The organism is Azospirillum sp. TSH100, from assembly GCF_004923295.1.
GTDB lineage: Bacteria > Pseudomonadota > Alphaproteobacteria > Azospirillales > Azospirillaceae > Azospirillum.
In genome coordinates this window covers 474,214-495,307 of record NZ_CP039635.1, presented here as the reverse complement: position 1 = coordinate 495,307, position 21,094 = coordinate 474,214, and the positions used below count along the sequence as shown (strand labels likewise).

Genomic DNA, 21,094 nt, shown 5'->3' with positions numbered 1-21,094 from the left:
GTCTTCACATTGGTATCAAAAGTGCATGCGATTTTCGCATGCAAACGACACGCCGGATTTTGAGATGACGCAGAACCAGAGCTTCGATCTCCTCCTGCGCAACGCCCGCCTGAGGGAAGGGGAGGGCTTGCAGGACATTGCCGTCCGTCACGGACGGATCGCCGCCATCGGCCCCGCCCTGGCCGGCACCGCTGCCCTTGATGAGGATGTCGGCGGGCGCCTCGTCCTGCCGGGGCTTGTCGACACGCACATCCATCTCGACAAGTCCTGCCTGCTCTGCCGCTGCCGCGATGCCGGCGGCGGGTTGAGGGGAGCGATCGCTGCGGTTTCCGGCCTGAAGAGGGCCTTCACGACCGAGGATGTCTACGCCCGCGGTGCCCGCACCCTGGAACGCGCGATCACGCAAGGCACCATGTTCCTGCGGGCCCATGTGGAACTCGATCCCCTGGTTGGGCTGCGCAGTTTCGAGGCGATGAAGCGGCTCAAGCGGGAGTATGCCTTCGCCGTCGATCTGTCCATCTGCGTCTTCCCACAGGAGGGGATGACCCACGACCCGGCGGTCGAAGGGTTGCTGACCCAGGCCCTGGCGGAGGGGGCCGATCTGCTGGGCGGCTGTCCCTACACCGATGCCGATCCGTCCTTGCAGATGGAGCGGATCTTCGCCCTGGCGGTGGCGCATGACGTCGATCTCGATTTCCATCTGGATTTCGATCTCGACCCCAGCTGGTCCCATCTGGAGGAAATCTGCCGACGGACGATGGCGGCGGGCTGGCAGGGGCGGGTCGCCGTCGGCCACGCCACCAAGCTCGCGGCTATCGACGATGCCGCACTGGCGCGGATGATCGCCCTTCTGGCCGATGCCGGGGTGGGGGTGACGGCCCTGCCCGCGACGGATCTCTATCTGAATGGGCGCGATGCCGGCCATCGCGCGCCGCGCGGGGTGGCGCCGGTCCACCTGCTGGCGGAAGGCGGCGTCACCGTCTCGGTCGCCACCAACAATGTCCTGAATCCCTTCACGCCCTTCGGCGACGGCTCTTTGCTCCGGATCGGCAATCTCTACGCCAACCTCATGCATCTGGGGCCCGAGAGCTTCGGCGATTGCCTGGAGATGATCTCGACCGGGGCCGCCCGGCTGATGCGGATCGCGGATTACGGGATCATGGTCGGCGGGCGGGCGGACCTGATCGTGCTCGATGCCGATGACGAGGCCGATGCCTTCGGCGGCATAGCGCCCCCTCTCATGGGGTTCAAGCATGGCCGCAGGAGTTTCGTCAGGCCTGCCGCCATGCTGGTCAGACCGTAGCCTTGAGCCGGCGCCCGACTGGTTGCCGGAACTGGATGCGGGGAGGGGACGGTCAGTCCTGCATCAGCGGTGCGCGGGTCGGGGCGTCGGCCAGAAGGTCTTGCGGCAACCCGATCTCGATGGCCAGCCCCCCCTGCGGGGCGCTGGTGGCCATGACCATTCCGCCGTGAGATTCGACGGCGCGGCGGGCGATGGCGAGGCCGAGACCGAAACCCGCCGTCGCCGGGGCCGTGGCATCCAGGCGCAGGAAAGGCTCGAATATCTTGTCGAGCATGTCCTCCGGCACGCCGGGGCCATGGTCGACGACGCTGACCCGCAGGCCTCCCTGGCCGGTGGCGGCCGTGACCTCGACAACAGTGCCCTCGGCGGTGAACTTCACCGCATTGCGGATGATGTTCTCGAAGGCCCGGCACAGCACCTCGGCCGCGACGGTGCAGACGAACGGACCGTCGGCCGTCAGCCGGACGCCGCGGCCGCAGGCTTCCGCCTCGAAGGCGGCATCGTCGACGATGGCGGCCAGCAGCTCGATCAGATCGACGCGCTCGCGGGAAATCACCTCGGAGCCGACCTCCAGCCGCGCCAGGGTCAGAAGCTCCCCGACCATGGCGTCTAGCCGGTCCGCCTCGCGGTCGATGCGCTCGACCATGGCGGCGGTCTTGCCCGGATTCTGACGCAGCAGGCCGATGGCCGCCTGCATGCGGGTCAGCGGCGAGCGCAGCTCGTGCGAGATGTCGTGCAGCAGGCGCTGGCGCCCCTCCACCAGCTGCTGGAGCCGGTCGGCCATGCGGTCGAAATCGCTGCCGAGTGCGGCGATCTCGTCGCGCCGCCCGCCCATGCGGTGGCGGACGCGGGTGGTGAAGTCGCCGCGCGACACGGCATGCAAGGCCCAGCTCAGCGTGCGCAGCGGACGCGACAGATACCAGGCGAGCACGCTGCTGAACAGCAAGGCCACCAGGCCGCCCGACACCAGCGGAATCAGGATGGACGGCTGGGGTTTGAGCGTCCAAACCGAGTCCAGTGCGGTGACGAGCGTGAAACGGCGGCCGTCATCGGCCTGCACGCTGCGGCTATAACCGGTCAGCGCGGCGGGGGAGCCGACCAGACGGCGGCCGTCATCGGTGAGCAGGGCCACCGGGGGGGCCGCCGGATCGGCGTTCCAATCGGCGATGGTGGCCACGGCGGCGTCCGTGCCCGACCGCTTGAGCAGGCCTTCCGCCGTCGACAGCAGAACCCCGGTCCGCACCGAGTCCAGATTGTCCATCGCATCGCGATAGCCGGCCAGATGCAGGTAGAAGACGCCGACGACGAAGGACAGCAGCATCGCCAGCCACAGCGACAGGAACAGCTTCCAGAACAGACCGCCCCGGCCGGGGCGGAGCAGGCGGGAAACGGGATTGGCCATGGTCAGTCGGTCACCAGCTGATAGCCCATGCCGCGCACCGTCTGGATCCAGGACCGGCCGTCGCCGCGGGTGCCGAGCTTCTGCCGAATGCTGCTGACATGGACGTCAATGCGCCGGTCGAACGGGCTGAGCGGGCGGCCGAGCGCCCGCTGCGACAGCTCCTGCTTGCTGATCAGATGGCCGGCGCCGCGGGCCAGAACCTCCAGCAGGTTGAATTCGGTGCCGGTCAGGTCGAGCGTCCGGCCGTCCAGCGTCGCCGTGCGGCTGCCAGGGCACAGCAGCAGCGGCCCGGCCTCGACGGTGGCGCCGGCCGCCGCTGGTGCCGGCTGCGGCTCGGTGCGGCGCAGGATGGCGCGCAGGCGCGCCACCAGCTCGCCCGGGGTGCAGGGCTTCGGCACATAGTCGTCGGCGCCGAGGTCCAGACCGGTGATGCGGTCGATGTTGTCGCCGCGCGCCGTCAGCATCAGCACGGGAACGCGGCTGGACTGGCGGATGCGGCGCAACGTCTCGATCCCGCTGAGGCGCGGCATCATCACGTCCAGCACCACGATGGCATAGCCGCCGCCAAGCGCCGCGGCCACGCCGTCCTCGCCATTGTGGACGGCATGGCCCTCGAAGTTCTCCTGCGCCAGATATTCGACGAGCATCGCCGTCAGCTCGACGTCGTCGTCGACAAGCAAGACCTTGATCATGCCACACACTCGATCCGGCAAGGCGGGGCTGTCAACGGCGATGAACTTCCGGAAAAGCGGTATCCTGCGACTTTTACCCAACTTTACGCTCACTTAACCCAGCTTGACACGAGGCCGCGCTATATCGGGCCGACCGATATGCTGATGGATCTTTGTGCGGGATGGGCAGTCTGTTTCGAAACGCCGCGGCGTTGGCCGCGGTCCTGATGCTGGGGGCTTGCGCGGTCGGGCCGGATTATGGCACGCCGGTGGCGGCGACGACCGCATGGTCGGCGCCGCTGCCGGCCCGCCTGGGCACCGCATCGCTGGTGGGGTGGTGGGACAGTTTCCACGACCCGGTGCTGACCGGACTGCTCGGCGCAGCGGAGGCGGACAGCCCGACGTTGGCCCAAGCGTGGGCGTCGATTGCCAAGGCGCGCGCCACGGTGGCACAGGACCGCGCCGGCCGGCTGCCCACCGTGACTGCCGGCGGGTCGGCGCAGCGGGCGAAGCAGTCGGCGCTGGGCGGGACCGCCACCACGAACACGCTGTCCGGGACGCTCGACGCCTCGTGGGAACTCGACCTGTTCGGCAAGCTGCGCCGCACCCAGGAGGCCGCCGAGGCGCGGGTCGAGGCGCGGACCGACGACTGGCACGACGCCAGCGTCTCGCTGGCCGCCGAGGTCGCCGACGATTATGTGCAGTACCGCGCCTGCCGGCTGCTCGCCCGCGCCTATGCCGATCAGGCGGCATCGCAGGCCGACACCGCGCACGCCACCGCCACCAGCATGCGGGCCGGTTTCACCTCTCCGATCAACGGGGCGCTGGCCGAGGCGAGCGCCGCCAGCCTGCGCGCCAGCGCCGTCGCGCAGCAGGCCGAATGCGACTTGTTGGTGAAGGCGCTGGTGTCGCTGACCGGGCTGGAGGAAGCCGACCTGCGCCGCCGGATGCGGGAGCCGGCCGACGCACCCCCGCCCTTGCCCGCTCCGGAGGGCTTCGCCGTCGACAGCGTGCCGGCGGCGGCGCTGGCGCAACGGCCCGACCTTGCTTCGCTGGAGCGGGAACTGGCGGCGGCCAGCGCGGAGATCGGCGTTGCGGAGGCCGACCGCTATCCCAGCCTGTCCTTCAGCGGCGAGATCGCGCGGTCCGGCACGGCGCTGGGCAGCCTGATGACGACATGGTTGCTGGGCTCCTCGCTGACGGCGCCGCTGTTCGACGCCGGCAAGCGGGCTGCCGCGGTGGACAGCGCGCAGGCGGCTTACGATTACCAGCTGGCCGCCTACCGCAGCGGGGTGCGCACCGCCATCCGTGATGTGGAGCAGGCGCTGGTCCGGCTCGACGCCGCCACCCGGCGCACCGGCGACGTCCGCACCGCCGCCCAGGGCTATCGCACATATTTCGAGGCGACCGACCGCAACTGGCGGGCCGGTGGCGCCAGCCTGCTCGACCGCGAGGAGGCGCTGCGCAACGCGCTGAACGCCGAGATTTCCCTGATCACCGTGCAGCGCGACCAGATCGAATACTGGATCGCCCTCTACAAGGCGCTGGGCGGCGGCTGGCAGGCGGGAACGCCGGCCAGGGGCCCCGTCCAGGCCGCCCCAGCAGACACCCGGAAAAGCGGAGACGCATCGTGAGCCTCCTCACCCGCAGGCAGATCATCGGATTTGCGGCCGGACTCGGGCTGGCCGCCATCGCCGGCCTTGCCGCCGCGTGGGCCGTAACACAGTCGGGAGCCCCGGCCGGACCCCAGAGCGGGACGGCGCAGGAGGGTACCGTCACGCAATCCGCCCCGCGCAACAGCGTGCTGACCGTCACCGCCACCGTTCCAAGCCGGGAGGACTGGCCGCGGACCCTGCCGGCCAGCGGCGCCCTGGCGGCGTGGCAGGAGGCGGTGATCGGCGCCGAGACCGGCAACCTGCGCATCACCCAGCTGTTCGCCGACGTCGGCACCGAGGTCAAGCGCGGACAGGAGCTGGCGCGGCTGGCGCAGGACAGCGTGCAGGCCGACATCCGCAAGCAGGAGGCGCTGGTGGCCCAGGCCAGGGCATCGCTCGCCCAGGCCCAGGCGAACGCCAAACGCGCCCGGCTGGTCAAGGGCAGCGGCGCGCTGTCGGACCAGCAGGTGACCGATTATCTGATCACCGAGGAGACGGCCAAGGCCAGCCTCGCTTCGGCGGAGGCCGATCTGGACAGCAGCCGGATCACACTGGCGCGGACCAGCATCCGGGCGGTGGATGACGGGGTGGTGACCTCGCGCTCCGCCACGCTGGGCAGCGTGGTGTCGGCGGGGACCGAGCTGTTTCGCCTGCAACGGCAAAGCCGGGTGGAGTGGCAGGCGGAGCTTGACGCCCGTCAGGTGCCGCAGGTCCGGCTTGGCCAGACCGCGCGGGTGATCCTGCCCGACGGGCGGACGGTGGAGGGAACGGTGCGGCAGGCGGCCCCGGCGCTCAACAGCGGCACCAGCCGTGGCATCGTCTATGTGGCGCTGCCCGCCGGAAGCGGCGCGCTGGCCGGCGGCTATGCCAGCGGCGGCATCGACCTGGGCAACAGCCCGGCGCTGACCCTGCCGCAATCCGCCGTGGTTCTGCGCGACGGCCGGTCGCAGGTCTTCACCATCGGCGACGACAACCGGGTGACGCGGCGGATCGTCGCCACCGGACGACGGCAGGCCGACCGGGTGGAAATCATGTCCGGCCTGTCCGCCGACGCGCAGGTGGTGGAATCGGGCGGCGCCTTCCTGTCCGACGGGGCGACCGTCACCATCGCGACGCCGCCATCCGCCGGCGCCGGACGCGGCCCGACCGACGTCGCCGCCCTGCCGGCACCCGTTACCGGGGAACGCTGACCATGAACCTGTCCACCTGGTCGATCCGCAACCCGGTTCCGTCGCTGCTTCTGTTCATACTGCTGAGCCTGCTCGGCCTGATCGGCTTCAACCGGCTAGGCATCCAGCAGTTCCCCGACATGGACCTGCCCACCGTCACCGTCAGCGCCTCGCTGGAGGGGGCGGCACCGGCGCAGCTGGAAACGGAGGTCGCCCGCAAGATCGAGGACAAGCTCGCCTCGCTGAGCCGGGTCGAGCACATCACCTCCACCATCACCGACGGCTCCGTCTCCATCAGCGTCTCCTTCGACATCGACAAGAACGGCGAGGAGGCACTGAACGAGGTGCGCAACGCGGTGGACGGCGTCAAGGCCGACCTGCCGGGGAGCATGGCCTCGCCCAGCGTGTCGAAGGTGACGGCGGAAACCCGCGGGCTGCTGACCTACAGCGTCCGCTCCGACCGGCTGGACGAGGTGGACCTGTCCTGGTTCATCGACAACGACGTGACCAAGGCGGTGCTGTCGGCCAAGGGCGTGGCCGGCGTGAGCCGGATCGGCGGCATCGCCCGCGAGGTCCATGTCGATCTCGATGCGGCGCTGATGGCCGGGCTGGGGGTGACGCCGGCCGACGTGGCGACCGTGCTGAAATCGGTGCAGGCCGACAATTCCGGCGGGCAGGCGGAGGTCGGCGGCAAGCGGCAGTCCCTGCGCACGCTGGGCGCCGTCGGCACGGTGGAGGAGGTCGCCGCCATCGCCGTCCCGCTGGCGGACGGGCGGCACATCCGGCTCGACCAGTTGGCGCGGGTGAGCGACGCCCATGCCGACCGCAGCACCCGCGCCTTCCTCGACGGCCAGCCGGTGATCGCCTTCCAGATCACCCGCAGCAAGGGCTTCTCCGACGTCGGCGTTGCGGAGGCGGCGCGCAAGGCGGTGTCCGCCTTCGCCGCCGCCCACCCCGAGGTGACGATCACCGAGGCCAGCACCACGGTCACGCCGATCCTGGAGAATTACCACGGCTCGATGCATCTGCTGCTGGAAGGGGCGGTCCTGGCGGTGGTGGTGGTCTGGTGGTTCCTGCGCGACTGGCGGGCGACGCTGATCGCCGCGGTGGCCCTGCCGCTGTCGATCCTGCCGGCCTTCGGCGTCATGCATCTGCTTGGCTTCAGCCTGAACATCGTTTCACTGCTGGCGCTGGGGCTGGTGGTCGGCATCCTGGTGGACGACGCCATCGTCGAGGTGGAGAACATCGCCCGCCATATGCTTCAGGGCAAATCGGCCCGCGACGCGGCGATGGAGGCGGCGGACGAGATCGGGCTGGCGGTGATCGCCACCACCTTCACCCTGGTGGCGGTGTTCCTGCCGACCGCCTTCATGGGCGGCATTCCGGGCCGCATCTTCCGACAGTTCGGCGTGACGGCGGCGGTGGCTGTGCTCGCCTCGCTGCTGGTGGCGCGGCTGCTGACCCCGATGATGGCGGCACAGTTCATGAAGGCACACCCGGCGAACGAGCGCGACGGCCGGCTGATGCTGACCTATCTCGCCGCGGTGCGGGCCTGCCTTCGCCATCCCTGGCGGACGGCCTTCGCCGCACTCGCCTTTCTCGCCCTGTCGGTGACGATGATCCCGCTGCTGCCCACCGGCTTCCTGCCGGCCCAGGACGACGCGCAGAGCCAGGTGACGCTGACCCTGCCGCCGGACGCCGAACTGGACGACACCACCGGCCTCGCCTTGCGGGCCGATGCGCTGCTGCGCCGCATGCCGGAGGTGAGGAGCGTGTTCACCGCGGTCGGCACGGCGACGATGGGCGGCGGCGGCATGGACGCCACCACCACGACCAGCCCGCGCACCGCGTCCCTGACGGTGGATCTGGTCGCCCGGTCGGAGCGGCGCCGCAGCCAGGCGGCGATCGAGGCGGAGATGCGCAGCCTGCTGCGCACCCTTCCCGGCGGGCGGATCGAGGTCGGGCGCGGCGGCAACGGCGAACAGTTGCAGATCACGCTGGCCGGCGACGACCCGACCGCCCTGCAACAGGCCGCCGACGCGGTCGAGGCCGATCTGCGCCGCCTGCCCGGCATCGGCAACGTCACCTCCGGCGCGGCCCTCCAGCGCCCGGAGGTCCAGATCAGGCCGGATTTCGCCCGCGCGGCGGCATTGGGCGTGACCTCGCAGGACATGGCGGACGCGGTGCGGATGGCGACCTACGGCGACTATTCCTCGTCGATCGCCAAGCTGAACCTGCCGCAGCGCCAGATCGCCGTGCGGGTGCGGCTCGACCCGGCGGTCCGCACCGACTTGTCGGCGTTGGGCCAGCTGCGGGTGAAGGGCGGCAACGGAACGGTGGCGCTCGCCTCCGTCGCCGGGATCGGCTTCGGCAGCGGACCGTCGCAGATCGACCGCATCGACCGCTCGCGCAACGTCACCCTGTCGGTGGAACTGGCCGGCCGTGCTCTGGGCGAGGTGATGCGGGAAGCCAAGGCGATGCCGTCGATGAGGGCGCTGCCCGCCTCGGTCCATCTGGTGGAGCAGGGGGAGCTGGAACGGATGAGCGAGCTGTTCGGCAGCTTCGGCACCGCGATGGCGGTCGGCATCTTCTGCATCTATGCGGTGCTGGTGCTGCTGTTCCACGAGTTCCTGCAACCGGCGACCATCCTGGCGGCGCTGCCGCTGTCGGTGGGGGGCGCCCTGTTCGCGTTGCTGGTGGCGGGGATGAGCTTCTCCATGCCGACCGTCATCGGATTGCTGATGCTGATGGGCATCGTCACCAAGAACTCGATCCTGCTGGTGGAATATGCGGTGATGGCGCGGCGGGACCATGGGTTGGGTCGGGTGGATGCGCTGATCGACGCCTGCCATAAGCGGGCCCGCCCGATCCTGATGACCACCATCGCCATGGGCGCCGGCATGATGCCGATCGCGCTGGGGTTGGGCGCCGATCCCAGCTTCCGCCAGCCGATGGGCGTGGTGGTGATCGGCGGGCTGCTGACCTCGACCATCCTCAGCCTGCTGGTCATCCCCGCCCTGTTCCTTCTGGTCGACGACCTGTCGCGCTGGATCGCCGGCTGGTTCGCGCCGAGGGCGGCGGCAACGACGACCTGAAGTCCGGCGGCGGCGCACCGCCGGGTTCGGCCGCCGGGAACCGTATATGGACGCCCCCTTTGCCAACCGGAGCCCGCACAGTGTTCACGACGGAAAATCTTCAGGGCGCCGCATCCCGTCCCGGCTTTGGCGGTGCGATGACGACGACCCTTCCACGCCTGCTTCTGGTCGACGACGACGTCGACTTCGTCGAGATGATGAAGGAGTATCTCGAACCGGAAGGGTTCCGGGTCGATGCCGCCCATGACGGACGGATGTTCCGTTCGCTGATGCCGCAAAGCGCCGACCTGATCCTGCTCGACGTCATGCTGCCGGCCGCGTCCGGCTTCGACCTGCTGCGGGAGTTCCGCCGCCTGTCGAACGTGCCGGTCATCATGCTGACGGCCAAGGACAATGACGTCGACCGCGTGGTCGGGCTGGAGATCGGCGCCGACGATTACGTCTCCAAGCCTTTCAACCCGAGGGAACTGGTCGCCCGCATCCGCGCGGTGCTACGCCGGACGGGGGCGGAACGGACGGGTCCGGAACCGGTTGGCACGTCAGCGGCCATTTCCTCTCACGCCGACACGGCGACGCCCCGGCTCCGCGTCGGCGACGTCGAATTGGATCCGGCGGCACGGCAAGCCTGGTGCCGGGCGGCGGCGCTGGAGCTGACGACGGCGGAGTTCAACCTGCTTGACCGGTTCCTGCGGCAGCCCGGACAGGTGGTCAGCCGCGACGACCTGTCGCTCGCCGCCTTCGGCCGCCAGATCAGCAACAAGCTCGACCGGAACGTCGACGGTCTGGTCAGCAAGCTTCGCCGCAAGCTCGATCCCGACGGCGGGGGCGAGGAACGCATCAAGACGGTCCGCAACGCCGGCTATCTCTATGTGCTGTCGATCCAGGCCGGACGCTGAGCCTTGGCCCGGTCCCTGTTCGCCAAGATCCTGCTGTGGTCGGTGGTCGTGCAACTGCTGTCCGTCGGCACCATCCTGACGCTCGTCACCTATTACCTGCCGGAATCGCAGCAGGCGGTGGACAACGCCTTTCAGCTGTATGCCGACACGGCGGTTGCGCTTTACGAACGGTTCGGGCCGGAGGCGGTGGACAACTTCCTCGCCAGCAGCGGGGAGAGTACACTTCTGCACCTCAACCTGTCGGCGTCGGACACCGGTTCCGGCGGCGGGACCGGCACGGATTGCGGCCCGCACGGCGAGCGCGAAACCCGCATCCTCGCCCGCGGCCATGGCGGGGCCTATTGCCTGACCGTCCGGTCCAAGACCGGCGGCGACCTGCCGTCTCCGGCCGAGGACCGGCGCTCCCGCATGCAGATCCTCCTGCTGGTGGAACTGTCGGCCTGCCTCGCGCTGAGCTATGCCATCGCCCGCTATCTGTCGCGTCCGATCTCCCAATTGCGGCGGACCGCCGGGCGGCTGGCGAAGGGCGATCTGTCGGCCCGCGTCGGTCCGCGCTTCGCCCGCCGCCGCGACGAGGCCGCCGATCTGGTCCGCGAGTTCGACCTGATGGCCGATCGGATCGGCGCCCTGGTCACCGCCCAGCGGCGTCTGATCGGCGATGTCTCGCACGAGATCAAATCGCCGCTCGGGCGCCTCAGCATCGCGCTGGAACTGGGAAAGCGGGAGGCTGGTGACCATGCTCCCCGGCAGTTCGACCGCATGCGGCGGGAAATCGACAACATCGCACGTCTGGTCGAAGAACTGCTGACCCTGGCCCGGCTCGATTCCGCCAGCGCCAGCCTGCCCGACGAACGGTTCGATCTGGGGGATCTGCTGGCCGACGTCGCCGCCGACATCGCCTTTGAAATGCCGGACCGGGCCGGCGACCTTGCGCTCGACTCCGTCGACCAGCCGGTTCCGGTGCGGGGCGACCGCAGCCTGATGGGGCGGGCGATCGGCAATGTGGTGCGCAACGCCGTTTTCTACACGATGCCCGGCGCCCGCATCAGCCTGTCCTGCACCAGTGAGGCGGGGCGGAGCCGCGTCGTCATCGCCGACCAGGGGCCTGGCGTGCCCGAACCGGCACTGCCGCGCCTGTTCGACCCGTTCTACCGGACAGACGACGCCCGGAACCGCCGCACCGGCGGCACTGGCATCGGTCTGGCGATCTGCCGCAGCGCCGTTCTGCTGCATGGCGGCACCGTCGCCGCGTCCAATCTGGCGCCGCACGGCTTGTCCGTTGTGATCGAACTGCCACAGATCGTTGCCGAGATCGCTGCACGGCAGGACTCGACACAACTCCACAAATCCCTGGTCTAGTGTTTACAGGACGTCGGGTGCCGCCAGCCTGTCGGACGCAAAAGCCGGGAGCCATGATCGTGAGGCTGATCGCCATCGCCGTTGCCATCGTTGCGGGAACCATCGCGGGCCTGCCGGTCAGCGCTCCCGCATGGGCTGTCTCCGCCAGTCACGACTACGGCAATGCCCCTGCCGCTGGGGCACGGGGCGGGCGCGATGCCGAGTATAATTTCTCCGGCAAAGGCTTCAATTTCTCGATCAGCCGGCCGACGAACGACGACGATTCCCCGCGCGCGCAAGGCAGCCGGCCGCAGCAAGACCAGAATGACCGCTCCTGGTTCGACCGGCTGCGCCAGACGATCGAGGATCTGTTCCGCGGCTGACGCGCGGCGCAGGTCCAAAGACAGTCGCCCTCCATTCCGTCTCCACCAGAGTCGCCAGCACTCGATCCAACTCGACACAACTCCGTCGATCCCGCCGCTAAGGTCTGGGCATCGGAATTGCTGTGGAGATGCAGCCATGAGCGAACGTTTGCTGGCACGGACGGCGATGGTGGGCGGGGTCGTCTTCGCCATCCTGTCATTCGCCGATCTCAATCCTGGTTCGGCGGATGTCTGGTTCCGTCAGGCGTCGCACCAGCTCGGCGAACAACTGGGCATCGTCCGGTCCCGTCCCGCCGACCGGGAGCGGCCGGACGGACAGTCTGTCCAAGCGCTCGACCGCGCCCATCAGACGCTTCGACCGGACGGCACCCGGCAGTCGCCGGTCGCCTGGCCGTGATCGTCCGGTGAGCGCGCCGCTGATCACATGATCGATCGCACGGTTGATCGGCAGGTCCGCGCAACCCTTTTTCGCTATGCCGACTTCAGAATCCCCGGTGCGATGCGGCGGAGGGATCATCCGCCGCATCGCACCGGTCTCCATCGCATGAGCGCGGTGACTCAGGCGCCGAGCTTCGGCACCATGTGTGTGTCGAGCGCCACGCAGATATTCTTCGTCTCCATGTAGAAATCGAAGCTGTAGTCGCCGCCGTCACGGCCGATGCCGCTGGCCTTCATGCCGCCGAAGGGGGTGGGCAGGTGACGGTTGTTCTCCGAATTGATCCACACCATGCCGGCATCCAGCTTCAGCGCCACGCGGTTGGCACGGCCGACGTCGCTGGTCCAGACATAGCCGGTCAGCCCATAGGCGACATCGTTCGCCACCGCGACCGCCTCAGCCTCGTCCTTGAAGGGAATGGCAGTCAGGACCGGACCGAAGATTTCCTCCTGGGCGATGCGCATGCGGTTGTGCGCGCCGGTGAACAGCGTCGGACGGACGTAGTTGCCGCCGGCGCCGGCCTCCCCGGCGCGGACGCCGCCGACCTTCACCGTCGCGCCGTCCTCCCGCGCGATGGCGGAGTAACCCAGAACCTTGTTCAGATGACGTTCGTGCACCAGCGGACCCACCTCGGTGGCGGGATCCAGCGGATGGCCGACGCGGATGCGGGCGACACGCTCCGCCAGCCTTTCGACGAAGACGTCGTGGATGCCGCTCTGCACCAGCAGGCGCGAGGATGAGGTGCAGCGCTGGCCGTTCAGGCTGTAGATCATGAACACCACGGCGTCCAGCGCCCGGTCCAGATCGGCGTCTTCGAACACGATGACCGGGTTCTTGCCGCCCAGCTCGAAGTGGACGCGCTTCAGCGTCGGAGCGCCCTGGGCCATGATGTGGCTGCCGGTGGTCGATTCACCGACGAAGGCCACCGCCTTGATCGCCGGATGCTCGGTCAGCAGCTTGCCGGCCTCCTCGCCCAGACCATTGACCAGATTGGCGACGCCGTCCGGCACCCCGGCCTCCGCCATGATCTCGGCCAGCAGCATGGCGGTCAGCGGGCTCCACTCCGCCGGCTTGTGGACCACCGTGCAGCCGGCGGCGAGCGCCGGGGCGATCTTCCAGGTCGACAGCATGAAGGGCGTGTTCCAGGGCGTGATGACCGCCACCGGTCCCAGCGCCTGCCGGACGGTGAAGTTCAGATGGTCCTTGGCCGGCAGCGACAGGCCGTTGGCGGCATCCGGCGCCCGGTCGGCGAAGAAGCGGAAATTCTCCGCCGCGCGTTCGGCGGCCTTGCTCATGAAACGGATCGGCTGGCCGCTGTCCAGGCTTTCCAGCACGGCGATCTCCTCCGCCCGCGCCAGGATGCCGTCGGCAACCCGGTGCAGGATGCGCTTGCGCTCGGTGCCCGGCAGGGCGGCCCAGGCGGGGAAGGCGCGCAGCGCCGCGGTCGCGGCGGCATCGACGTCGGCGGCATTGCCGGCATGGACCCGGTTGATGATCCCGCCGTCAATTGGGGACAGGTTGTCGAACAGCTTGCCCGACTGGCCGGGCACCTCCCGCCCGTCGATGAAATGGCCGAGCGGACGGTCCCGGAACCGGGGCAGGAGCCGTTCCGCGGTTGCGAGATTCGTTTCAAAAACGGATGCCATGGCGTTTCACTCCAGGGTTTGGTTGGCGCTTGTCGGGCGGAGCCGTGGTGAGCCGGCGTATGGCAGGCCGGTGCGCAAAGGGCGGTGTGCTCCGGCACAAAACTTGATTTGTTAATATTTAACATGTTATATAAATCGGGCTGCGGTGCTGTCAAGCGCTTTCCCTGCGCAGGGCCGCCGCGCTATGGTGCGGGAAACCTCCAGACATGCGTCGACTCTTTCCAGATGAGGCCGAAGCCTTGGGCAGACCTTCCAGAAAAGCCGCGGCGACAGCACCCACGGCGGTGGACCCCACAGAGGCGGCCGGGCACGCCGGCGGCGAGATGCGGGCCTTCCGCCGGTCCCTGCCAATGGCGCTGCTGAAGGCGCGCGAGGCGGTGATGGCGCGCTTCCGTCCGCTGCTGCACGAACATGACCTGACCGAACAGCAGTGGCGGGTGCTGCGCGCCCTTACCACGGCGGACGGATTCCGCGCAGGCGAACTGGCACGGGTCAGCAGCATCAGCATGCCCAGCCTGTCGCGCATCCTGCGAACGTTGGAAAAGCGCGAGCTGATCCAGCGCGGGATCGAGGACAAGGATCTGCGGGCAGCCCAGATTTCCATAACGCCGTCCGGCCGCGACATGATCGCGCTGATCGCCCCCCACAGCGAACGGCGCTATGCCGAGATCACCGCGGCTTTCGGCGCCGACCGGCTGGCGACGCTGTATGGGCTGCTTGACGAACTGGCCGATTGCCTGGGCGGTCCGGATGGCGGCGACGGCGACGAGGAGTAGGGGGCGGTCAGTAGCCGCCGGGCGCCGGAGCGGTCGTCGCTGGAGAGGTACCGGATGGCGGCTGGCGGAAGCGGGCGGCCAGATCCGAGGTGGCGCGGGCGAACAGGGTGGTGTCCACTCCGACCCCGACGAACAGGACGCCGGCCGCCAGATAGGCGCGGGCCAGCGTCTCGTCGGTCGCCAGCACGCCGGCGGCCTTGCCCGCCTTGCGGGTCCGTGCGATGCCGTCCTCGATTGCCGCGCGCACTGTCGGATGCCCCGGTTGGCCACGCAGGCCCAGCGACGCCGACAGGTCGGCCGGGCCGAAGAAGACGCCGTCCACCCCCTCCACCGTGGCGATGGCGTCGAGGTTTTCCAGACCGCGGGCGGATTCCACCTGCACCAGCAGGCAGATCTCGCCATCGGCCTCGTCCAGATAGCCGCCGATGCGGTTCCAGCGCGAGGCGCGGGCGAGCGCGCTGCCCACCCCGCGGACGCCGCCGGGCGGATAGCGGGTGGCGGCGACCAGCGCCGCCGCCTGTTCCGCCGTCTCCACCATCGGCACCAGCAGGGTCTGGGCGCCGAGGTCCAGCATCTGCTTGATGATCGCCGCGTCGCCGACCACCGGGCGGACGATGGGATGGCTGGGATAGGCGGCGATTGCCTGGAGCTGCGCCAGGATTCCGCGCAGGTCGTTCGGGGCATGCTCGCCGTCGATCAGCAGCCAGTCGAAGCCGGCCCCTGCCGCGATCTCCGCGCAATAGGCGTCGGCCAGCCCGAGCCACAGGCCGAACTGCGGCCGCCCCGCCGCCAGCGCCCGCTTGAAGGCGTTTTCAGGATTCGTCATCGAAGCCCTCCTTGAATCTCTACACGAAGCGCAGCGCGATGGAGCCGAAGGGGCCGTAATCGGCATGGACGGTGTCGCCGGCCTTGACCGGCACCGGACGGGTGAAGGATCCGGCGAGCACGACCTGTCCCGGTTCCAGCGCCACGCCATGCGGCGCGAAGCGGCGGGCGAGCCAGCAGATGCCGTTTGCCGGATGGTTCAGCACGCCGGCCGCCACGCCGGTCTCCTCGATCATGCCGTTGCGATAGAGCAGGGCGGCGGCCCAGCGCAGGTCGGTGTCCAGCGGCCGCATCGGCCGGCCGCCCATGACGATGCCGGCATTCGCCGCATTGTCGGAGATGGTGTCCATCACCTTGCGCGGACGCTTGCTGTCGGGATCGACGCGGTGGCAGCGGGCGTCGATGATCTCCAGCGCCGGCACGACATAGTCGGTGGCCGACAGCACGTCGAATAGGGTGACGTTCGGACCTTCCAGCCGCGATTTCAGGATGAAGGCCAGCTCGACCTCCACCATCGGGGCGATGAAGCGGTTGATGGCGATTTCGCCGCCGTCGGGAAACAGCATGTCGTCGAGCAGGGTGCCGTAATCCGGCTCGTCGATCTGCGAGGATTGCTGCATCGCCCGGCTGGTCAGGCCGATCTTGTGGCCGATGATCTTGCGCCCCCCGGCGATCTTCGCCGCCACCCAACAGTGCTGGATGGCATAGGCGTCCTCGATGGTTATCTCGGGGTGGTCCAGTGAGATCTGGCGGGTCTGAACGCGGGTCTTCTCCGCCTCGTGCAGGCGCGCGGCGGCGGCCCGGACGGCATCGGAACTGAGCATGGGGAAAGCCTCGTCTCAAGCGGCCTTGTAGCGGCTGTGGATGTTGTTGTGCTTCCAGGTGCCTGCTTCGCTGAATTCCTGGATTTCCAGCGACAGGGCGAGGAAGCGGCTGGCGAAGAGCGCGGCGAAATGGTCCCTGACCATGGCGAACAGCGCGTCGCCAGCCGTCTTCTTCTGCTCGGCGCCGCGTCCGGCGCCGATCTTCAGAGTCAGGTGGACGAAGGCGTCGTCGGCCGTGCCGTCCGCTACGCAGAAATCGTCCAGCCGGATGGCGCGGGATCGGATGCCGCCGGTGGGAAAGACGCCGCCCTGGGCGATCAGCACGGCGTTGGCCTTGCGCAGCAGTGCCGGGATGTCGGCCTGGGCGCCGAGGTTGCCGGTGTATTCGACGGTCAGATGCGGCATGGTCCGTCTCCCGCCTCAGACCGAGAATACGGCGTTGATCTGGCCGGTGCCGGAGGAGGCGAAATAGGGCGTGACGATGTCCACGCTGCCCTCGTAGCGGTCCCAGCCCAGCGCGCCGAACAGCATGGCGGTGTCGTGCATGTAGCCCTCGCCCCAGCATTTCTCGGCATACATCGGCAGCATGGCGGTGAAGGTCGCCCAGTCGCCGCGCTGCCACAGATCGACCACGCGCAGGTCGACCTGCTCCAGGAAGGGGTCCCACATCTTGTGCAGGTATTGCTCCGACACGCCGTTCTGGGCGAAGCGGTGGGACAGCGAGCCGCTGGCGAGGATGGCGACGGTGCCGTCGTATTCCTCCTCGATGGCACGGCGGACGGCGCGGCCCAGCGTGGCGCTGTCCTTCAGGTCGTGGACGGTGCAGAGCGAGGAGACCGACACCACCTTGAAGCGGCGGTCCTCGTTCATGTAGCGCATCGGCACCAGCGTGCCGTATTCCAGCGTCAGCGAGGTTTCCGAATGCGCCCGGGTATTGACCCCGGCCGCCGTCGCGGTCCGGGCGAGCAGATGGCCGAGCGCCGGGTTGCCATCATAGGCGTAGGGCAGGTTCTTGATGAAGTGCGGCAGCTCGTTGCTGGTGTAGACGCCCTCGAAATGGGCGGCACAGTTGACGTGGTAGCCGGAATTGACCAGCCAGTGGGTATCGAACACCACGATGGTGTCGACGCCGAGGTCGCGGCAACGACGGCCGATCTCCTTGTGACCAGCGATGGCGGCGTCGCGGCACCCCTTGTGCGGGCCGTCCAGCTCCGACAGATACATGGACGGGACGTGGGTGATCTTGGCGGCGAGTGCGAGTTTGCCCATGCTTTCCTCCGGAATGCGGCCGGTTCGTCCCGGCTTGGTGATGGACGTCCGACAGGGTGTCAGCGGTCGGCGGCGATGCTGTCGGGGACGATGTGGTTCACGAGGCTGCCGATGCCCTCGATCTCGGTCGTGACGATGTCGCCCGGCACCACGTCCGCCAGCCCTTCCGGGGTTCCGGTCAGGATGACATCGCCCGGCGACAGGGTCATGATCGACGACAGGTAGGCGATCAGGTGCGGCACGTCGAAGATCATGTCGCGCGTGCTGCCCTCCTGCGTCACCCGGCCGTTGACCAGCGTGCGCAGCGGGAGGCTCATCGGATCGGGCACGTCCGCCGCGTCCACCAGCCAGGGGCCGAGCGGCGTGCAGCCGTCGCGGTTCTTCACCCGCAGGTTCGGGCGATAGTAGTTTTCCAGATAATCGCGGATGGCGTAGTCGTTGGCGACGCTGTAGCCCGCCACCACCTCGTAGGCGTGGTCGCGCGGCACGTCGCGGGCGGTGCGGCCGATCACCACCGCCAGTTCGCATTCGTAATGCATGAAGGTGGCGTCGGCCGGGCGCCGGGTGCGGGCCTGATGGCCGGTGATGGTGTTCGGCCCCTTAAGGAAGACCAGCGGCGTTTCCGGCGCCTTGAACGCCAGTTCCTTCGCGTGGTCGGCATAGTTGAGGCCGAGGGCGAAGATGGTGCGTGGCTCCACCGGCGGCAGCCAGGTGACCGCTTCGGGGCCATCTCCATCCAGGGCGACCAGCCGGCCGTCGGAAAGCCGCAGCCGTCCTTGTTCCTCCACGGCCGCATGGACCGTGCCGTCCAGCAGGATGCGGGCGCGCTTCATGGCGTTTCTCCTTCCGCCGCGGCGTCTTCGATGACGATCTCCAGCGGGGCGAAGCCGTCGATCTCCAGCCGGACGCGGTCGCCGGCCCCAGCCTGCGGCCCGTTCAGCGCAATGCCGAGATGCAGGATATCGCCGGCCCGCAGGGTCATGAAGCCGGTCACCTCAGCCAGTAGCCGGGCCGGCGGACGGACCAGATCGGACAGGCTGCGTTCCGCCGCCACGGTGCCGTTGACGAGCGTGCGCAGGGTCAGCGCCTCCGGCCCCGCCACCGCCGCGCAGGGCAGCATTTGGCCCATCGGGCAGGAGCCGTCGAAACAGCGTTCGCGCACCGGCGGCCGGTAGACCGACGGGTTGGGCAGGCTGACGTCCAGCATCGGGCGCAGCCCGGCGACCGCGTCCATCGCCGTGGCTTCGTCCAGGGCGGTGGCGTCGCGGCCGATGACGAGGCCCAGCGTCGCCGCCACCTCCATCCGTTCCGCCCCGCGCGGCAGTCGCACCGTGGCGCCGTTGCCGGCATGGGTGTTGTAGGGCTTGATGTAGAGGATCGGCGCCTTCGGCGGCGCGCCGTAGGGCGGCTGCGACAGGGCCGGGCCGAGGCGGTCCAGGGTGGGGCGGTCGTTCAGGATCACCCCGTAGACCATTCCCCGGGCCATTCCATGGGGGGAAGCGGTTTGCATGGTGTCAGCCTCCGAAGGCATGGACGAGCCACAGGCAGATGCCCGGCACGAAGACGATCAGCAGGATGCGCAACAGGTCGGACGCCAGGAAGGGCATGACGCCCCAGGCGGTTTCGCGCATCGGCACGCCGCGCGCCAGCCGGTTGATGACGTAGAGGTTCATGCCGACCGGCGGATGGACCAGCCCGATCTCAACCACCATCAGGGCCAGGATGCCGAACCAGATCGACTTGTCGGTCCCGTCCATGCCGAAGAAGTCGAGGCCCATGACCACCGGGTAGAAGATCGGGATGGTCAGCAGGATCATCGCCAGTGAATCCATCACGCATCCCAGCAGGATGTAGATGCCGATGATGCTGAACAGGACCAGCAGCGGCGGCATGCCGCTGTCGCGCACCCAGGCGGCCAGCTCCACCGGCATCTGCGACACCGCCAGCGCGGAGTTCAGCAGATCGGCGCCGATCAGCACGACGAAGATCATGGCGGTCGCCTGGGCGGTGCCGTGGATGCTGGCGATCAGCTGCGGCCAGCGCATGCCGCCAGAGGCGACGGCGATCAGGCCGCAGGCGGCGGCGCCGATGGAGGCGGCCTCCGTCGGGTTGGCCCAGCCGTCATAGATGCCGACGATCACCACCAGGAAGACCAGCAGCACAGGCAGCACGCCGAGCTGGGCGCGCAGCCGCTCCGACCAGGGCAGCGGGGCGCTGGCCGGGCCGGCGGCCGGGTTGCGCCGCACGATCAGCGCGATCACCGCGAGATAGCCGAGTGCTGCGATGACACCGGGAACCACCGCGGCGACGAACAGCTTGCCGATGGATTCCTGCGTCAGCACCGCATAGACGACCAGCGGCACCGAGGGCGGGATCAGGATGCCCAGCGTCCCGCTGGCCGCCAGCGTTCCGGTCGCCAGCCTCCCGGAATAGCCGCGCGCCTGCAATTCCGGCAGTGCCACCTGACCCATGGTGGCCGCGGTCGCCAGCGACGATCCGCAGATGGCTCCGAAGGCGGCGCAGGCGGCGGTGGAGGCCATCGCCAGACCGCCGCGCCAATGGCCGATCAGGGCGCCGGCGGCGCGGAACAGCGCCTTCGACAGCCCGCCATGGGTGGCGAACTGGCCCATCAGCAGGAACAATGGGATGACCGACAGGTCGTAGTTCGACAGCCGGGCGAAGGCGAGGTTGTTGAGGGTGAACAGCAGGGCGGCGGTCTGGCCGTCGTTGATGGTCAGGTAGATGGCGGTACCGGCGATGAACATCGCCACGCCGATATGGACGCGCAGCGCCAGCATGCCCATCAACCCGGCGAAGCCGGCAAGTCCGATCGCGGTCCCGCTCATCGTGCCACCTCCGCCGTGCCGGCCGTTTGTCGTTCGTTGGATGTCAGGTCGCGCCAGCCGCGGCTCAGCGCGCACAGCGCCGTCAGGACGAGGCTGGGCAGCATGGCGAGCATCGGCATCCAGACCGGCAGGCCCAGAAGCGGCGTCACCTCTCCCGCCTCGCGGATGTCGATCACCTGGAGGCCTGTTCGCCAGACCAGCAGCAGAGCCAGCGCGCCGAGGAGCAGGTCGGCCACTGCGTCGAGCAGCCGGCGCATCCAGGCCGGAGCGGTTTCGGTGAAGAAATCGACGCGCAGATTCTCGCCCAGGATGGTGCAGAGCGGCAGGAAGGCGCAGGCGGCCACGGCGGTGCCGACCTGCATCAGCTCCACGTCGCCGGTGATCGGCAGGTTGGCCAGCTTGCGCCCGAAGATGGACAGCAGCGACATGCCGATCAACGCCATGAAGATGCCGCCGCCGGCCAGGGCGAAGCCTTTCGCCGCAAGCAGCAGGGCGCGCTCGCCCGCGCTCCTTGGCCGGAAGTCCGGGCTTGCGATGGGTTCATGCATGATGACGGTCTC

20 protein-coding genes are annotated in these 21,094 nt (G+C 69.0%); 9 read left to right on the top strand and 11 right to left on the bottom strand.

The genetic code is table 11. The annotated features are described in order from the left end of the window. Positions 1-64: 64 nt before the first annotated feature. On the top strand, positions 65-1,303 hold the full coding sequence (locus E6C72_RS14880; protein WP_109083935.1) for an amidohydrolase family protein: 1,239 nt from the start codon (positions 65-67) through the stop codon (positions 1,301-1,303). A 52-nt stretch (positions 1,304-1,355) separates the two neighbouring features. On the opposite strand, the gene E6C72_RS14875 is transcribed toward E6C72_RS14880, so the two are convergent. Both E6C72_RS14875 and E6C72_RS14870 read right to left on the bottom strand, forming a co-directional pair. Further along, positions 1,356-2,705 carry an ATP-binding protein gene (locus E6C72_RS14875; protein WP_109083936.1) on the bottom strand — a complete coding sequence of 450 codons (1,350 nt, stop codon included), beginning with the start codon at positions 2,703-2,705 and terminating at the stop codon, positions 1,356-1,358. Positions 2,706-2,707: 2 nt separating this feature from the next. Next, a complete protein-coding gene (locus E6C72_RS14870; protein ID WP_109083937.1) occupies positions 2,708-3,397 on the bottom strand; it encodes a response regulator in 690 nt (229 codons plus the stop codon). Between the two features lie 161 nt (positions 3,398-3,558). Between E6C72_RS14870 and E6C72_RS14865 the strand changes: the two genes are divergently transcribed. From E6C72_RS14865 to E6C72_RS14835, 7 genes are all read left to right on the top strand, one after another. Then, complete coding sequence (locus tag E6C72_RS14865) at positions 3,559-5,010, top strand: efflux transporter outer membrane subunit (protein ID WP_109083938.1); 1,452 nt, start codon at positions 3,559-3,561, stop codon at positions 5,008-5,010. Next, positions 5,007-6,221 (top strand): efflux RND transporter periplasmic adaptor subunit, encoded by a 1,215-nt coding sequence (locus tag E6C72_RS14860; RefSeq protein WP_199228650.1) that lies wholly within the window; start codon positions 5,007-5,009, stop codon positions 6,219-6,221. Before E6C72_RS14865 ends, E6C72_RS14860 begins: the two co-directional genes overlap by 4 nt. 2 nt (positions 6,222-6,223) lie before the next feature. Continuing rightward, positions 6,224-9,295, top strand: coding sequence for an efflux RND transporter permease subunit (locus E6C72_RS14855; protein ID WP_109083939.1), 3,072 nt, complete (start codon positions 6,224-6,226; stop codon positions 9,293-9,295). A 137-nt stretch (positions 9,296-9,432) separates the two neighbouring features. Beyond that, the gene (locus E6C72_RS14850) at positions 9,433-10,191 is read left to right on the top strand and encodes a response regulator transcription factor (protein ID WP_109084000.1); all 759 of its coding nucleotides are present in this window, start codon (positions 9,433-9,435) and stop codon (positions 10,189-10,191) included. Positions 10,192-10,194: 3 nt separating this feature from the next. After that, on the top strand, positions 10,195-11,550 hold the full coding sequence (locus E6C72_RS14845; protein ID WP_109083940.1) for a cell wall metabolism sensor histidine kinase WalK: 1,356 nt from the start codon (positions 10,195-10,197) through the stop codon (positions 11,548-11,550). A gap of 59 nt (positions 11,551-11,609) precedes the next feature. Continuing rightward, complete coding sequence (locus E6C72_RS14840; RefSeq protein ID WP_136700770.1) at positions 11,610-11,912, top strand: hypothetical protein; 303 nt, start codon at positions 11,610-11,612, stop codon at positions 11,910-11,912. A 136-nt stretch (positions 11,913-12,048) separates the two neighbouring features. Beyond that, positions 12,049-12,309 (top strand): hypothetical protein, encoded by a 261-nt coding sequence (locus tag E6C72_RS14835; RefSeq protein WP_109083942.1) that lies wholly within the window; start codon positions 12,049-12,051, stop codon positions 12,307-12,309. 161 nt (positions 12,310-12,470) lie between these two features. Here E6C72_RS14835 and hpaE read toward each other — a convergent pair whose 3' ends face one another. Then, positions 12,471-13,994 (bottom strand): 5-carboxymethyl-2-hydroxymuconate semialdehyde dehydrogenase, encoded by a 1,524-nt coding sequence (gene hpaE / locus E6C72_RS14830; protein ID WP_109083943.1) that lies wholly within the window; start codon positions 13,992-13,994, stop codon positions 12,471-12,473. A gap of 284 nt (positions 13,995-14,278) precedes the next feature. Between hpaE and hpaR the strand changes: the two genes are divergently transcribed. Continuing rightward, positions 14,279-14,770: a homoprotocatechuate degradation operon regulator HpaR gene (hpaR, locus tag E6C72_RS14825; protein ID WP_199228651.1), complete on the top strand. Its 492-nt coding sequence runs from the start codon at positions 14,279-14,281 to the stop codon at positions 14,768-14,770. 7 nt (positions 14,771-14,777) lie between these two features. On the opposite strand, the gene hpaI is transcribed toward hpaR, so the two are convergent. Genes hpaI through E6C72_RS14785 form a run of 8 tightly spaced genes read right to left on the bottom strand, consistent with a single transcriptional unit; the run spans position 14,778 to position 21,082 of the window. Next, positions 14,778-15,596: a 4-hydroxy-2-oxoheptanedioate aldolase gene (gene hpaI, locus E6C72_RS14820; RefSeq protein ID WP_109083945.1), complete on the bottom strand. Its 819-nt coding sequence runs from the start codon at positions 15,594-15,596 to the stop codon at positions 14,778-14,780. Positions 15,597-15,615: 19 nt separating this feature from the next. After that, positions 15,616-16,419 (bottom strand): 2-oxo-hept-4-ene-1,7-dioate hydratase, encoded by an 804-nt coding sequence (gene hpaH, locus E6C72_RS14815; RefSeq protein WP_109083946.1) that lies wholly within the window; start codon positions 16,417-16,419, stop codon positions 15,616-15,618. 15 nt (positions 16,420-16,434) lie between these two features. After that, the gene (locus tag E6C72_RS14810) at positions 16,435-16,824 is read right to left on the bottom strand and encodes a 5-carboxymethyl-2-hydroxymuconate Delta-isomerase (protein ID WP_109083947.1); all 390 of its coding nucleotides are present in this window, start codon (positions 16,822-16,824) and stop codon (positions 16,435-16,437) included. Positions 16,825-16,839: 15 nt separating this feature from the next. Continuing rightward, positions 16,840-17,688, bottom strand: coding sequence for a 3,4-dihydroxyphenylacetate 2,3-dioxygenase (hpaD, locus tag E6C72_RS14805; protein WP_109083948.1), 849 nt, complete (start codon positions 17,686-17,688; stop codon positions 16,840-16,842). Positions 17,689-17,747: 59 nt separating this feature from the next. Then, positions 17,748-18,521 carry a fumarylacetoacetate hydrolase family protein gene (locus E6C72_RS14800; protein ID WP_109083949.1) on the bottom strand — a complete coding sequence of 258 codons (774 nt, stop codon included), beginning with the start codon at positions 18,519-18,521 and terminating at the stop codon, positions 17,748-17,750. After that, on the bottom strand, positions 18,518-19,198 hold the full coding sequence (locus tag E6C72_RS14795) for a fumarylacetoacetate hydrolase family protein (RefSeq protein WP_158280096.1): 681 nt from the start codon (positions 19,196-19,198) through the stop codon (positions 18,518-18,520). Before E6C72_RS14795 ends, E6C72_RS14800 begins: the two co-directional genes overlap by 4 nt. Positions 19,199-19,202: 4 nt before the next feature. After that, positions 19,203-20,534, bottom strand: a complete 1,332-nt coding sequence (locus tag E6C72_RS14790) for a TRAP transporter large permease (RefSeq protein ID WP_109083951.1) — start codon at positions 20,532-20,534, stop codon at positions 19,203-19,205. Further along, positions 20,531-21,082 carry a TRAP transporter small permease gene (locus tag E6C72_RS14785; RefSeq protein WP_109083952.1) on the bottom strand — a complete coding sequence of 184 codons (552 nt, stop codon included), beginning with the start codon at positions 21,080-21,082 and terminating at the stop codon, positions 20,531-20,533. The genes E6C72_RS14790 and E6C72_RS14785 overlap by 4 nt, the downstream gene beginning before the upstream one ends. Positions 21,083-21,094 lie beyond the last annotated feature (12 nt).